16 protein-coding genes, 3 tRNA genes and 1 riboswitch are annotated in these 14,033 nt (G+C 48.4%); of the genes, 17 read left to right on the top strand and 2 right to left on the bottom strand.

Going from position 1 to position 14,033, the window contains the following annotated elements:
- Positions 1-77: 77 nt before the first annotated feature.
- The 5 genes from INF30_RS03145 (at position 78) to INF30_RS03125 (ending at position 5,460) form a co-directional block, all read left to right on the top strand.
- Positions 78-584 carry a CarD family transcriptional regulator gene (locus INF30_RS03145; RefSeq protein WP_076778530.1) on the top strand — a complete coding sequence of 169 codons (507 nt, stop codon included), beginning with the start codon at positions 78-80 and terminating at the stop codon, positions 582-584.
- 64 nt (positions 585-648) lie between these two features.
- A complete protein-coding gene (gene dtd, locus INF30_RS03140) occupies positions 649-1,095 on the top strand; it encodes a D-aminoacyl-tRNA deacylase (RefSeq protein WP_226394201.1) in 447 nt (148 codons plus the stop codon).
- A gap of 134 nt (positions 1,096-1,229) precedes the next feature.
- Positions 1,230-1,844 (top strand): TetR/AcrR family transcriptional regulator, encoded by a 615-nt coding sequence (locus INF30_RS03135; protein WP_226394479.1) that lies wholly within the window; start codon positions 1,230-1,232, stop codon positions 1,842-1,844.
- A 108-nt stretch (positions 1,845-1,952) separates the two neighbouring features.
- Entirely contained in the window at positions 1,953-3,722 is a 1,770-nt protein-coding gene (locus INF30_RS03130) for an ABC transporter ATP-binding protein (RefSeq protein ID WP_226394200.1), read from the top strand.
- A gap of 4 nt (positions 3,723-3,726) precedes the next feature.
- On the top strand, positions 3,727-5,460 hold the full coding sequence (locus tag INF30_RS03125; RefSeq protein WP_226394199.1) for an ABC transporter ATP-binding protein: 1,734 nt from the start codon (positions 3,727-3,729) through the stop codon (positions 5,458-5,460).
- A gap of 126 nt (positions 5,461-5,586) precedes the next feature.
- On the opposite strand, the gene dapB is transcribed toward INF30_RS03125, so the two are convergent.
- On the bottom strand, positions 5,587-6,387 hold the full coding sequence (gene dapB / locus INF30_RS03120) for a 4-hydroxy-tetrahydrodipicolinate reductase (RefSeq protein WP_226394198.1): 801 nt from the start codon (positions 6,385-6,387) through the stop codon (positions 5,587-5,589).
- A 197-nt stretch (positions 6,388-6,584) separates the two neighbouring features.
- On the opposite strand from dapB, the gene INF30_RS03115 reads away from it, so the two are divergent.
- Together INF30_RS03115 and INF30_RS03110 are read left to right on the top strand one after the other, a co-directional pair.
- Positions 6,585-6,659: transfer RNA gene (locus INF30_RS03115), tRNA-Pro, on the top strand.
- Between the two features lie 130 nt (positions 6,660-6,789).
- Positions 6,790-6,941, top strand: a riboswitch (FMN riboswitch).
- Between the two features lie 128 nt (positions 6,942-7,069).
- Positions 7,070-7,699 carry an ECF transporter S component gene (locus INF30_RS03110; protein WP_226394197.1) on the top strand — a complete coding sequence of 210 codons (630 nt, stop codon included), beginning with the start codon at positions 7,070-7,072 and terminating at the stop codon, positions 7,697-7,699.
- Between the two features lie 72 nt (positions 7,700-7,771).
- Here INF30_RS03110 and INF30_RS03105 read toward each other — a convergent pair whose 3' ends face one another.
- On the bottom strand, positions 7,772-8,134 hold the full coding sequence (locus INF30_RS03105) for a VOC family protein (RefSeq protein ID WP_226394196.1): 363 nt from the start codon (positions 8,132-8,134) through the stop codon (positions 7,772-7,774).
- Positions 8,135-8,258: 124 nt separating this feature from the next.
- Between INF30_RS03105 and INF30_RS03100 the strand changes: the two genes are divergently transcribed.
- The 10 genes from INF30_RS03100 to INF30_RS03055 all read left to right on the top strand — a co-directional run bounded on the left by INF30_RS03100 (position 8,259) and on the right by INF30_RS03055 (position 13,786).
- Positions 8,259-8,786 carry a YcxB family protein gene (locus INF30_RS03100; protein WP_226394195.1) on the top strand — a complete coding sequence of 176 codons (528 nt, stop codon included), beginning with the start codon at positions 8,259-8,261 and terminating at the stop codon, positions 8,784-8,786.
- Between the two features lie 5 nt (positions 8,787-8,791).
- Complete coding sequence (gene tsaE / locus INF30_RS03095; RefSeq protein WP_226394194.1) at positions 8,792-9,229, top strand: tRNA (adenosine(37)-N6)-threonylcarbamoyltransferase complex ATPase subunit type 1 TsaE; 438 nt, start codon at positions 8,792-8,794, stop codon at positions 9,227-9,229.
- 25 nt (positions 9,230-9,254) lie between these two features.
- Complete coding sequence (gene tsaB / locus INF30_RS03090; RefSeq protein WP_226394193.1) at positions 9,255-9,959, top strand: tRNA (adenosine(37)-N6)-threonylcarbamoyltransferase complex dimerization subunit type 1 TsaB; 705 nt, start codon at positions 9,255-9,257, stop codon at positions 9,957-9,959.
- A 4-nt stretch (positions 9,960-9,963) separates the two neighbouring features.
- On the top strand, positions 9,964-10,407 hold the full coding sequence (gene rimI / locus INF30_RS03085) for a ribosomal protein S18-alanine N-acetyltransferase (protein WP_226394192.1): 444 nt from the start codon (positions 9,964-9,966) through the stop codon (positions 10,405-10,407).
- A 106-nt stretch (positions 10,408-10,513) separates the two neighbouring features.
- Complete coding sequence (locus INF30_RS03080; protein ID WP_226394191.1) at positions 10,514-10,753, top strand: hypothetical protein; 240 nt, start codon at positions 10,514-10,516, stop codon at positions 10,751-10,753.
- Between the two features lies 1 nt (position 10,754).
- The gene (locus INF30_RS03075) at positions 10,755-11,669 is read left to right on the top strand and encodes a ribonuclease Z (RefSeq protein ID WP_226394190.1); all 915 of its coding nucleotides are present in this window, start codon (positions 10,755-10,757) and stop codon (positions 11,667-11,669) included.
- An 18-nt stretch (positions 11,670-11,687) separates the two neighbouring features.
- Entirely contained in the window at positions 11,688-12,716 is a 1,029-nt protein-coding gene (gene tsaD, locus INF30_RS03070; RefSeq protein WP_076778503.1) for a tRNA (adenosine(37)-N6)-threonylcarbamoyltransferase complex transferase subunit TsaD, read from the top strand.
- Between the two features lies 1 nt (position 12,717).
- Positions 12,718-13,461: a 2-C-methyl-D-erythritol 4-phosphate cytidylyltransferase gene (gene ispD / locus INF30_RS03065; RefSeq protein ID WP_330601218.1), complete on the top strand. Its 744-nt coding sequence runs from the start codon at positions 12,718-12,720 to the stop codon at positions 13,459-13,461.
- A gap of 102 nt (positions 13,462-13,563) precedes the next feature.
- Positions 13,564-13,649 (top strand) — tRNA-Ser (locus tag INF30_RS03060).
- Between the two features lie 47 nt (positions 13,650-13,696).
- Positions 13,697-13,786: transfer RNA gene (locus tag INF30_RS03055), tRNA-Ser, on the top strand.
- Positions 13,787-14,033: the final 247 nt, after the last annotated feature.

The raw sequence follows: 14,033 nt of genomic DNA, 5'->3' as shown, positions 1-14,033 counted from the left end.
ACATCTGTGGATAGGCGGATTTTTATGTAATGGTATTTTGGGGAATACTCTCTAATATGGAAGAAAGGAGAATGGGAATGTTTGAGACAGGAGCGTATATTGTCTGCGGACAGCACGGTGTGTGCAGAGTGGAAAGTATAGGTCCTATCCGCCTGGAGGAAGCGTCTGCCGGGAAGGATTACTATACACTGTCCCCCCTGTATTCAAAGGGAGGCGTGATCTATGTGCCGGCAGACAGTGAAAAGATCATTATGCGGTATGTGATCTCCCGGCATGAAGCAGAACAGCTGATCGGTGAGATTGACGGGATGGATATGATCCAGATCGATAATGAGCGGCAGAGGGAAGAAACTTTGAAAAGAGCGCTGAAAACCTGTGACACGAGACAGTGGGTGCGGGTGATCAAAACAATTAATGTCCGCAAGGAGAAGAGGCTGGCCCAGGGGAAAAAAGTGACCGCAGGTGATGAGCGCTGTCTTCACGCTGCCCAGGAAAATCTTTTTGGAGAGCTTGCTGTTTCGCTGGGGATAGAAAAAAATGAGGTGGAGTCTTATATACGGAAGAAGCGGGAAGAACAGAAATAAAGATTGTATTGACATTTTCCTCCTGTTCGTGGATGATAGAAGATAACGAAAAGGAGGAAATATTATGCGTTTTGTTATACAGAGAGTCACAAATGCGGATGTGAAGGTGGATGGTCAGACGATCGGTGAGATTGGAAAAGGTTTTATGGTGCTGATCGGCGTGTCAGACAGCGACACAAAGGAAATTGCGGATAAGATGGTAAAGAAAATGCTCGGCCTGCGCATTTTTGAGGATGAGAATGGAAAGACCAACCTGTCTCTGGATACAGTGGGAGGCAGCCTTCTGCTCATATCCCAGTTTACTTTGTACGCCAACTGCAAAAAGGGAAACCGACCCAGCTTTATAGAGGCAGGGGCGCCTGACATGGCGGAGGAGATGTATGAGTATATTATCGCGAAGTGTAAAGAGACGGTGTCGGTAGTGCAGAAAGGAAGTTTCGGGGCGGATATGAAGGTAAGTCTTACGAATGACGGACCTTTCACGATCATTCTTGATTCGGAGACTTTGTAATTTGTGGTAAGAAATAAAAAACTCTATGTCAATGGTTTTGGCCATCTGCATAGAGTTTTCTTCTTGACAATGTCTTTTTTATAGATTACAATATAACAGCGATATATAACATCGTTATAAGGAGGGCGAATACAATAGACGGAAACTTGACAACTTTGGAACGCATTCATCAGGCGGCAAAAGCAGAGTTTTTGGAAAAAGGTTATAAAGATGCTTCCCTGCGAAACATTGTCAAGTCGGTAGGCATGACTACCGGGGCCTTTTATGGGTATTACAAAAGTAAAGCAGAACTGTTTGAAGCGCTGGTAGGTAAACATTACAAATATATTCTTACCTGCTTCAGGAAGGCACAGCAGGAATTTGCCGGGCTTCCACAAGAACAGCAGCCAGAAGTTATGGGCGATATTTCCGGGATGTGCATGTTTGAGATGCTTCACTATGCCTATGCACATCTGGAAGAATGTAAACTTATCCTTTGCTGTTCAGAAGGGACAAAATTTTCCGGTCTGATTGATGAAATGGTGGAAATTGAAGTGGAAGCAACACATTCCTATCAGAAGGTTCTGGAGGAACTTGGACGTCCTTCACCTAAGATCGACCCTGCATTAGAGCATATTCTGATCACTGGTATGTTTCATACTTTTTTTGAGCTGGTAATTCATGAAATGCGGCTGGATGACGCAGAAAACTATGTAAAGGAGATGCGCGCTTTTTATACAGCCGGATGGATGAAAATTATGGGGCAGTAACGCCCTGTAATTTTTGGTCAATAGTTAGCTATAACTAACCAATGCGGATATAAGAAGAACACAGTATGTGTTCTCTGTATCATAAATCAATAAAAAGGAGGGATTTTTTTGAAAAAGCAATCCAATCTGTCTCGCCTGCTCCAAATCGCAGGTAACCACAAATACCTGATCTATGCTTCGTGGGCACTGTCAGCCATTAGTGCCTTCATTGCGCTGGTACCCTTTTATTATATCTGGAAAGTGATCCGGGACGTGCTGGAGGTCGCTCCGGACTTCAGCCGGGCGCAGAATCTGACTCATAATGGCTGGATGGCAGTGCTGTTTTCGGTCATTTCCGTGCTTATCTACATAGCGGGACTGATGTGCTCCCATAAGGGTGCATTTCGCATTGCCACTAACCTGCGGCTACAGACCATGGAACATATTATCAAGCTGCCGCCTGGGTTTGCAGAAAGCTTTGGCAGTGGTAAACTACGCAAAATTGTCAATGAATCCAGCGCTGCTACAGAAACCTATCTTGCCCATCAGCTTCCCGACCGGGCCAATGCGACTGCGACGCCCTGTGGACTTCTGGTATTGCTGCTGGTGTTCGACTGGCGTCTCGGTCTCCTGAGCCTTGTCCCGGTGGTTCTGGGGTTTTTGATTATGATGGCAATGACCGGGCAGCAGATGCAGGAAAAAATGAAAGAGTACCAGAATGCGCTGGATGATATGTCCAACGAGGCGGTGGAATATGTCCGGGGTATTCCGGTAGTTAAAACCTTTGGCCAGACAATTTTCTCCTTCAAAAAATTCAAGGAATCGATTGAGCGTTACAAAATATGGGTGATCGCCTATACTAAACAGCTACGAATGCCTATGATGCTTTATACAGCAGCCATTAACGGGGTTTTTGCCATGCTGATCGCGGGTGGTCTGCTGTTTACACAAAACGGAGTAACGACAGAATTCCTGCTGGACTTGATTTTCTATATTATCATTACGCCAGTTATCTCTGTCACACTGACACGCATTATGTTCCAAAGCGAAAATGCCATGATTGTAAACGATGCGTTACAGAGAATCGACAGCGTTTTAAATCTGAAGCCATTAGAGGAAGCAGAGCACCCCGGACACCCGGAAGATGCTTCCGTGGAACTGCGAGATATCCATTTCAGCTATGATGGAAAAACAGAGGTGTTGAAAGGCGTTTCCATTACCATTCCCCAGGGGCAGACCGTAGCCTTTGTCGGACCATCCGGCGGCGGTAAAACTACGCTTGCCAATCTGATCCCGCGTTTCTTTGATCCGCAGAGCGGCAGTATAAAGATTGGCGGAGTCGATGTGAAAGAGATTGGAAAAGAGGAACTGATGGACACTGTTTCCTTTGTGTTTCAGAACAGCCGTCTTATCAAAGCCTCCATTCTGGAAAATGTACGTATGGGCAGACGCGATGCAACCCGGGAAGAAATCCTCGCTGCGCTTCACAATGCTCAGTGTGATGATATTCTTGAAAAACTGCCTCAAGGAGTGGACACAGTAATTGGTACAAGGGGTGTCTATCTCTCTGGCGGCGAGCAGCAACGAATTGCCATCGCCCGTACCATGCTGAAAAACGCGCCGATCATTATTTTAGATGAAGCAACGGCTTTTGCTGATCCGGATAATGAAACGCGGGTACAGGCTGCTTTTTCAAAGCTTTCTGAAGGAAAGACGGTTATTATGATTGCACACCGGCTCTCCACTGTAGTGGGTGCGGATAAAATCTATGTGATTTGTGACGGGCGGATTGCCGAGAGTGGCACCAGCCGTGATCTGCTGGCGCAGAATGGTATCTTCAGCCGGATGTGGCAGAACTATCAGACTTCCGTTCATTGGAAGGTTGCAAAGGAGGTATAACCAGATGATAAAACGATTACAAAAACGATATGCGCTCTCCGAGCAGGGAGCAAAGGATCTGGTAAAAGGCTGTCTGGCCTGCGTTATGCAGAATCTTTCCTTTATGTTCCCGGTGGGATTGCTGTTCTATTTTGTGAGGGATCTGCTAAACGGCGGCGTTCCCGGAGAAAAAATTGCATTTTACGTGATTGGATGTGTGGCGTGTATCGGTTTGATTTTGTTTACCACTTACATTCAGTATAATGCCACCTACTTTGCTACTTATACAGAGAGCGGTGTGCGGCGTATTACGCTGGCAGAACAGCTGCGGAAGATCCCGCTGTCCTTTTTTGGTAAAAAGGATCTGGCTGATCTCACCAGCACAATTATGGCGGACTGCACTTTTCTGGAGCAGAGTTTTTCTCACTTCATTCCCGAATTGGCAGGCTCCATCATCTCCACAATTCTCATTTCCATCAGTCTGTTCATTTTTGACTGGCGCATGGCACTGGCAGCGCTCTGGGTCACGCCCGTGGCTTTTGCTATCGTAGGTTTTTCTGCGAAAGTGCAGGAAAAACTCAATCAAAAAGCCATGGACGTCAGGATTACCTGTGCTGATGGGATTCAGGAGTGTATCGAGACAGTGCGGGACTTGAAAGCCAATAATGCCGAGGCGGAATACATGAAGGGACTGGGAAAGAAAATCCGTGCAGTGGAACGCCGCTCTATCCTAAACGAATTCGGACTTGCCGCCTTTGTGGTTTCTGCATCATTAGTATTGAAAACAGGGATTGCCACGGTTGCGCTGGCTGGTTCTGTGCTGTTGATTCAAGGCAGTCTGGATGTGATCACTTTTTTCCTGTTTTTACTGGTCGTATCACGGCTTTATGATCCGTTGCAAGGCGCGCTTCAAAATCTGGCGGCGGTAATCAGCACACGTACCAATATTGCCCGTATGAATGAAATCCTTGATCATCCCATTCAGCAGGGAGATACCCGGCTTTCCAACAAAGGTTTTGATATAGTCTTTGACCATGTGAGCTTTGCCTATAACACTGGAGAAACGGTTCTGAAAGATGTTTCTTTTACTGCGAAGCAGGGTGAGGTTACAGCTCTGGTAGGGCCATCCGGCGGCGGGAAAACGACGGTTTCCCGACTGGCAGCAAGGTTCTGGGATGTGAGCCGGGGCAGAATTACTGTGGGAGGTATGGATATTTCCAAAACAGATCCGGAAACACTGTTGTCCCTGTTTTCCATAGTATTTCAAGACGTGACTTTATTCGACAATACTATTTTGGAAAATATACGGATTGGAAATAAGGAAGCTACCGACGAGCAGGTGATGGCGGCGGCAAGACTGGCCAATGTGGACGAATTTGCAGAAAAACTGCCTGATGGGTGGAATACCAATATCGGGGAGAACGGCTGTGAGCTTTCCGGAGGGGAACGGCAGCGTATTTCCATTGCCCGGGCCTTTTTGAAAAATGCTCCGATTATTCTTTTGGACGAGGCCACCGCTTCACTGGATGTAGAAAATGAAACATTGATTCAGACAGCACTTTCCAGACTGATTGAAGATAAGACTGTACTGGTGATTGCTCACAGGATGCGCACGGTGGCAGGCGCAGACAAAATTGTGGTACTCTCGGAAGGTGTTGTGGCGGAGGAAGGCGCGCCAGAAGAATTGAAGGAGAAAAACGGTCTTTACGCCCGCATGGTGAAATTGCAGACAGAAAGCCAGAACTGGAGACTGGCGTAAATAAGAGTTTGCCGTCTGGATCCGGGGGGATTCCGGCAGGCAGACTGGGGAAATCTTCTCTCTGCTCCTCCGGTCCTCCCCTTTTTCTCCAATATTCCCGACTGAAAAGACGGCGTGGTGCTTAAGTTAAGACAGATGCAGTACATCCTGGATGGTGTACCAGCCGGGAGCCTTATCTGCCAGAAATACGCCGCAGTCCACGGCTCCTCTGGCAAAGCATTCCCAGTTGTAGGAGTGATGGGTGATCTCAAGGCGCTCTCCCATGAAACCAAAATACACCGTGTGGCTGCTTGGAATGTTTCCGGCTCTGAGAGAATGGTAGCCAATAGTCCCTTTTTCCCGGGGAGATGCGCCGTGGCGCCCGTAGACTGCAATGTCATCCAGCTCTTTTCCCATGGCATGTGCCATGATCTCTCCCATCTCTTTGGAGGTACCGCTGGGGGCATCTTTTTTCCACTGATCATGCATTTCCAGGATCTCAATATCTGCCTCATCTCCCACTGCGGTGGTCACGATCTCCAGCAGCTTATTCATAATGTTTACTAATTTGGAAGTGTTGGCTGCGTAGAGCATGGGGATGGAAGACGCGGCTTCCCTGAATTTTGCCATTTCCTCCGGTGAAAATCCGGTAGTGCCGCACACAAGTGCCTTTTTGTGGCGGACAGCGCTTTCAAGCACCTGCATCCCCATTTCTTTTGTGGAGAAGTCAATGATCACATCACAGCTGTCTATGACGGACTCCAGGTTATCCACTACGGACACTCCCAGCTGCCGGCCTGTCATGGCCACATCGCCCAGATCCTTTCCGATATAATCCCTTCCTGAAGGCCCTACTCCGGCGATCAGCTCGATGTCAGAGTGCTTTGCGGCGGCCTGTGTAATAAGCCTGCCCATTTTTCCCCTGGGTCCTGTTACAATTAATTTCATAATCCGGGGCTCCTTTCGCATAAGATTTTATAGATATTTTAGCATATTTGTCTGAAAACAGGGAATAGTATTTATAGAATGCAGGCAGATTTCAGGGTGAAGTAGATGGCAAAATAGAAAAATGTTATGAATTTCACGATTTATTAAAAAAACACTTGCAATTTGCGACAGACTTCGAGTATAATACTATCTGTGACCGGGGTATGGCTCAGTTTGGTTAGAGCGCGCGGCTGGGGGCCGCGAGGTCGCAGGTTCGAATCCTGTTACCCCGATTTTGAGACCAGTGCAGATGCACTGGTTTTTTGTATCCGGAATTCGCCGCATAAGAGAAAAAACAGTAAATCTTTTTTAGATGCTTGCAATCTGTATGAGAAAGAGGTATAGTATTTTCTGTAAAAGGAATAAAGTCTTCGGGGTCGGGTGAAAGTCCCAACCGGCGGTATAGTCCGCGACCCGTGAGCACACAGGTGCGCTGCAGAGCATGAAGTTGTGTAAACGGCTGATTTGGTGAAATTCCAAAACCGACAGTAAAGTCTGGATGAGAGAAGAACTATGCAATAGGATTGAGATGATTGATTTTCATGGCTCCGATATCATTTATATCGGAGCTTTTTTTGTTGCATAATTCCAGGAAGATTTTCTTTCCTGCACAATATCTTATTCATCAAAGGAGAGAAAGAAAATGAGTACACAGGTTATGAACAACACAAATGTAAAAGCGGGAACAAAGATCCGCACCATCGTCCAGGTAGGTATGCTGGCGGCCATTGCGGTGGTCCTGATGCTTTTTGAGATCCCCCTGCCCTTTGCGCCTTCGTTTTACGAGATCGATTTCAGCGAGGTGCCGGTGATGATCGGAACTTTTGCCATGGGACCTCTGGCAGGCGCAGCCATTGAACTTGTCAAGATTCTTCTGAACTTCTTTATCAATGGCACCACAACAGCGGGTGTGGGGGAGGTTGCCAACTTCCTCATTGGATGTGCCCTTGTAGTGCCGGCGGGGATCATTTACCGCAGAAAACGTACCAGAAAAGGAGCCATCATCGGCATGGCTGCAGGAACAGTCTTTATGACTCTGCTGGGATGTGTGCTCAATGCGTACGTGCTTCTTCCGACTTATGCGGCGGCTTTCCAGCTCCCTATAGACAGCCTGGTAGCCATGGGAACGGCTGTTAACGGAAGCATTACAGATCTGTTTACATTTGTTGCCTTTGCCGTGGCTCCGTTTAACATTCTCAAGGGAGTCCTGGTGTCGCTGATCGTATTTCTTATCTACAAGAAGATCAGCCCGGTGTTCCATATGAACCATTAGGGAAACAGAAAAAGGTCCGGACTGCCTTTTGGGGCGGTCCGGACCTTTGTGATGTATAGACGCATGAAATACCTATGGACAGATCTCCAGCCAGTATCCGTCCGGATCAGAGATGAAGTAGATGCCCATAGCCTCGTTCTCGAAGCAGATGCAGCCCATTTCCTTGTGCAGTTCATGTGCCTTTTCGAAGTTATCTGTGTGGAAAGCCAGGTGGAATTCGTTGTCGCCCAGATTGTAGGGGCGGTCCATATCCCGAAGCCAGGTGAGCTCCAGAAGATGCGGGGTGACGCCGTCTCCAAGGTAGACGAGCTTGAAGCTTCCGTCCTCGGCTGTTGTCTCCCGGGTTACAGTAAGTCCCAGGGCTTTCTCGTAAAAATCCAGAGATTTTTCCAGATCATATACGTTGATATTGTTGTGATAAAATGAAAAATTCAATTTAAAATTCCTCCTTTTCGCCTGGCTTTTTTGCCTGCGGCAGTCTTTAAATAAGTATATCATGTGTAGCCGAAGAAAAAAAGATATGCTATAATATTCCACATAGGTGTAAAGGAGAAGGGAAATGAAAGAGGAAAAGAAGGAGATCAAGGTCCGTATCACGCTTGATGCGGATGCTATATCAGAGTTTATGCTCTATCAGATTTACACAGGAGTTCCGGGTGTGGCTGTGCTGGTGCTGGGGGCGCTCAATGCGGGGCTGACAGTTGCTTTTGCAGTGCGGGGGCAATGGCTTATGACCGTAATCTTTGCTGTCTTTGCCCTGCTTCTTCTGCTCGGATTTCCGGCTGTGATCAAAAACAGAGTATCTACCCTTCAGGGGAAGAAGAAATTCATAAAACCTGTGGAATATATTTTTGATCAGAAAGGCATACAGACAGTGGCTGCTGACAAAGAAAAGACAGTGGCATGGGAGAATATGCGAAAAGCAGTCTCGAGAAAGCATATACTCATTCTCTATGATGACAAAAAGCATGCTATGGTACTGCCTGTCGCACAGCTTGGAGAGGAGTACGAAGCAGTAGTGGACATGATCTCGGCACATATACCGCCGGCGGGAGTGCACATCAGAAAAAGACAGGACAGGAGATAAAACAGATGGTGTTTGAGTCGAACAGTGAAAAGAATACCTTTGATCTGGGCTTCCAGATCGGCGAGAAGGCCAGACCGGGGGATGTCTATACTCTGGTGGGAGATCTGGGAGTGGGCAAGACCGTGTTCACAAAAGGCCTGGCAAAAGGGCTTGGCATAGAGGAACCTGTCAGCAGTCCCACCTTTACTATCGTGCAGATCTATGAGGAGGGCCGCATGCCTCTCTATCATTTTGACGTGTACCGGATCGGCGATGTGGAGGAAATGGATGAGATCGGGTACGAGGATTGTATTTACGGAGAAGGTGTAAGCCTGATAGAGTGGGCGGATCTGATAGAGGAGATCCTGCCGGAACATTATGTGGAAATAAAGATAGAAAAAGACCCGGGCCGGGGATTTGATTTCCGCAGGATTACTGTGGAAGAAAAAGGCCGTGATCAATAATCATACAGATAAGGAAGATGGACCGATGAGGATATTAGCACTGGACAGCTCCGGACTTGTGGCTTCAGCCGCAGTCGTGGAGGAAGATCAGACAATAGCAGAATATACAGTCAACTATAAGAAGACGCACTCCCAGACCCTCCTTCCCATGGTGGATGAGATAGCTGGGATGATCGAGTTGGACCTTGGAACGCTGGATGCCATTGCGGTGGCAGCTGGTCCCGGCTCCTTCACCGGGCTTCGGATCGGGTCGGCCACAGCGAAAGGACTGGGACTTGCTCTGGACATTCCGCTGATCCACATTCCCACGCTGGAGGGACTTGCCTATAATCTGTACGGCGTGTCAGAGATGGTCTGCCCTCTCATGGATGCCAGGAGGAAGCAGGTGTACACAGGAGTCTATTCTTTTCAGGGCGGATTTTCCACAGTTGTGGATCAGTGCGCCGTACCTGTGGTGGAGCTGGCAGACAGGCTGAATGAGCTGGGACAGGCAGTGATCTTCCTGGGAGATGGTGTTCCGGTATACAGGGATGTGCTGGATGAGGCCTTGTCTGTGCCCCACACATACGCTCCGGCTCACATGAACAGACAGCGGGCAGCTTCCGTGGGTGCGCTGGGGATAGAGTATTTCAAACAGGGAAGAACAGAGACGGCCGCACAGCATGCGCCGGACTATCTGCGCATGTCTCAGGCTGAACGGGAACGGGCGCAGCGAGAGAAGAAGGAGTAGGAAAATGCTTGTGATCAGGAAAATGAAAGAGATGGATATCCCTGCTGTGGCCAGGCTTGAGGCGGAGATCTTTCCGGATCCATGGAGCGAGCAGGCCTTGATGGACAGCTACAGACAAAAGCAGACGCTGCTTCTGGCGGCATATGAAGACCGCCAGTTGATCGGCTATCTGATCATGTACTATGCCCTGGAAGACGGGGAGATCGCCCGGATCGCGGTGATCCCTCAGAAGAGAAGGCAGGGGGTAGGGGGCCGGCTTCTGCTGGAACTGGAAAATCTCTGCGAGGTAGGCGGCATCACGCGCCTTCTCCTGGATGTGCGGGAGAGTAATGTCCCTGCTATTTCCTTCTATACAGACTATGGTTTTGTACAGGATGGCATTCGGAGACGATACTATACCGATCCGGTGGAGGATGGAGTGCTGATGAGCCGGGACCTGGGGAAATAGCTGTAAGAGAAGGAAACAGTTCCCACTATGACAGGGCGGCTCAGCCATATATAATGTAGGCGTAACAGAAGAACAATCCTGCAAAATACCATTTAGGAGGAAATGTATGCGCCAGTATGAAGTGATAGAAACAAAAGAGACTCATAAAAAAGTTAAAAAAATAATCTGTAATAAATGTGGAAAGGAAATCCCCACAGAAAAGGGAGAGCCAAGAGCGGACTTCCTCTCAGTGGAGAAGAGGTGGGGGTATTTTTCGGAGAAAGACAACCAGGTGGATTCTTTTGATCTCTGCGAAGAGTGCTACGACGCCTTTGTGGCCACATTTGTTATTCCAGTAGGAGAATAGAATGTTAGACGTATGTTTAGTTGGAACGGGAGGGATGATGCCCCTCCCTTATCGCTGGCTGACCGCTCTGATGGTCCGCTATAATGGAAGCAGCCTTCTCATCGACTGCGGGGAAGGCACCCAGATCGCTATCAAGGAGAAGGGATGGAGCTTTAAGCCTATTGACGTGATCTGTTTTACGCATTATCACGGAGATCACATCAGCGGACTTCCCGGACTTTTGCTCACTATGGGGAATGCAGACAGAACCGAGCCCCTCACGCTGATCGGCCCCAAAGGCCTGGAGCGTGTGGTAAACGCTCTGCGCGTCATTGCCCCCGAGCTTCCTTTTAAGATCCAGTTTATGGAGATCACGGAGCCGGAGCAGACATTTGAGATGAACGGGTACCGCCTGAAGGCTTTCCGTGTCAATCACAATGTTCTCTGCTACGGGTATACCCTGGAAGTGGACCGGGCGGGAAAATTTGATGTGGCCCGGGCAGAAGCTGCCGGTATCCCTCAGCGTTGCTGGGGATTGCTCCAGAAGGGCGAGACGGTGGAGTATGAGGGGCGGACGCTGACACCGGATATGGTGCTTGGGCCTCCTAGAAAGGGATTGAAAGTTACCTATTGCACCGACACCCGGCCCACAGACTCCATAAGAAACAATGCCAGACATGCAGACCTCTTTATCTGTGAGGGGATGTACGGAGAGAAAGACAAACAGAAAAAAGCCAAAGAGTACAAGCATATGACGTTCTACGAGGCGGCCCGTCTTGCAAGAGAGGCGGAGGTGAAAGAGATGTGGTTGACACATTACAGCCCATCTCTGAATCATCCGGAGGAGTTTCTGGGAGATGTGAGAGAGATCTTTCCCAACACGGTGACAGCCAGGGACGGCAGAACGATGGAACTGGTATTTTCAGATGATAAATAAGAAGGCAGAGGCGGCAAAATGAACGAAAAGAAAGATATTCTTATTCTTGCGATAGAGAGTTCCTGCGATGAGACGGCGGCGGCTGTTGTCAGAAACGGCAGGGAGATTCTTTCGAATATTATTTATTCTCAGATCGATCTCCACACACTGTACGGCGGTGTCGTGCCCGAGATCGCGTCCAGGAAACACATTGAAAAGATCAATCAGGTGATAGAGAAGGCGCTGGCAGAAGCCGGTGTCTCCCTGCAAGACATAGACGCAGTAGGTGTAACCTACGGGCCCGGCCTTGTAGGTGCTCTTCTCGTGGGAGTGGCGGAAGCCAAGGCTATTGCCTATGCGGCCGGCAAACCTCTGGTGGGAGTGCATCATATTGAGGGGCATATTGCGGCCAATTTTATTGAGCACAGGGAATTGGAACCGCCTTTTCTCTGCCTGGTTGTTTCCGGGGGCCACACCCATCTTGTGCGTGTAAGAGATTACGGAAAATTTGATATTCTTGGGAGGACAAGAGACGATGCGGCGGGGGAGGCCTTTGACAAGGTGGCCCGGGCTATTGGACTTGGATACCCGGGAGGACCGAAGATTGATAAGGTGGCAAAAGAAGGGAATCCGGATGCTGTCCAGTTCCCAAGGGCTCACGTGGAGGACGCCCCCTATGATTTCAGCTTCAGCGGTGTGAAGTCAGCAGTTCTCAACTATATTAATGGATGCAAGATGAAAGGGGAAAGTTTCAGACAGGCAGATGTGGCTGCCTCTTTCCAGAAGGCAGTGACAGATGTGCTTGTGGGAAATGCCATGCATGCAGTGGAAGAATTTGGTGTGGATAAATTTGCCATTGCCGGAGGCGTGGCAGCTAACAGCGCCCTTCGCCAGGCAATGGCCCAGGCGTGTGAAGAAAGAGGAATAAAATTCTATTATCCCTCTCCTATCTACTGCACAGACAATGCGGCCATGATCGGCGTGGCTGCTTACTATGAGTATATCAATGGTACCCGGCATGGGTGGGATCTTAACGCGGTTCCCAATCTGAGGCTGGGTGAGAGGTAAAATGAAGATGTGTAAGAAACCGGAAAAGAAAAGATGCACCGCTATTCTGTTGGCGGGAGGGCAGGGGACCAGGATGGGAGCTAAGATACAGAAGCAGTATCTTCTGATCCAGAACCGTCCGGTTCTCTTTTACTCGCTCTATACGTTTGAAAAGTCAGAAGTGATCGACGATGTGATCCTGGTGGTTGGAGCCGGTCAGGTGGAGTATGTCAGAAAAGAATTTGTGGAAAAATATCATTTTACCAAGGTGACCTGCATTGTAGAGGGGGGCAGAGAACGGTATCATTCTGTCTGGGAAGGCCTGAAGGAAGTCCAGGCTGAAGGTGGTCTGGAAGAGCGGTACATTTTTATCCATGACAGCGCCAGACCATTTTTGACAGAGGAGATCATCCAGAGGGCTTACAACGATGTTGAGGCGCACAGCGCCTGTGTGGTGGGGGTCCCCAGCAAAGATACAGTCAAACTTGTGGATGAGAAGGCCTTTTCCAGGGAAACGCCTGATCGGAAGTTTGTGTGGATTATCCAGACCCCCCAGGTCTTTGATGCTTCTATTATTACAGAAGCATATGCCAGGATGATGTCCCGCGATACGATACAGGCCACAGACGATGCCATGGCAGTGGAAAACGAACTGCACATCCCTGTCCATATGACAGAAGGAAGCTTTGAAAACATAAAGATCACAACTCCGGAAGACCTGGAGATCGCAAAAGTCTTTGTAAGAAGGTGTTTCCCGGAGCTTTGACAGGAAAAACCAAAAAACTTAAAATTTTGTATTGACTCAGGAATTCCCGTGTGATAAAATAACCAATGTCGCTGAGAAAGCGGCATGAAAACAAACTATCGTGGAGAGGTATCGAAGTGGTCATAACGAGGCGGTCTTGAAAACCGTTTGTCCGAAAGGGCGCGTGGGTTCGAATCCCACCCTCTCCGCTTCATATTGAACAGATGAAAGTCTGGGATTTATGAAAGGGCAATTTGGAGAAGTACCCAAGCTGGCCGAAGGGGCTCCCCTGGAAAGGGAGTAGGTCGTTAATAGCGGCGCGAGGGTTCAAATCCCTCCTTCTCCGTTTATAATAGCGTTTGTCTTTTTTTGAAAAAATGAAGTCAAAAAACTTGAAAAAAGTTCTTGACAACATGAAAACAAAATGCTATTATAGACAAGCTGACTCGCGAGAGACAGCAAAAACAAAAAGAACCTTGATAACTGAACAATAGACAACGACCCTGAAAATTTCTAAGAGAAATATTCAGAACGGAAATCAGATCGAGCGAAAGCGAAGATCTGATGCCAACAGTAAATAACGGGATAGGAAA

The organism is Claveliimonas monacensis (genome assembly GCF_014982975.1).
Lineage (GTDB): Bacteria > Bacillota > Clostridia > Lachnospirales > Lachnospiraceae > Claveliimonas > Claveliimonas monacensis.
The sequence above is the reverse complement of the archived record's forward strand: the minus strand, read 5'-3'. Positions and strand labels throughout refer to the sequence as shown.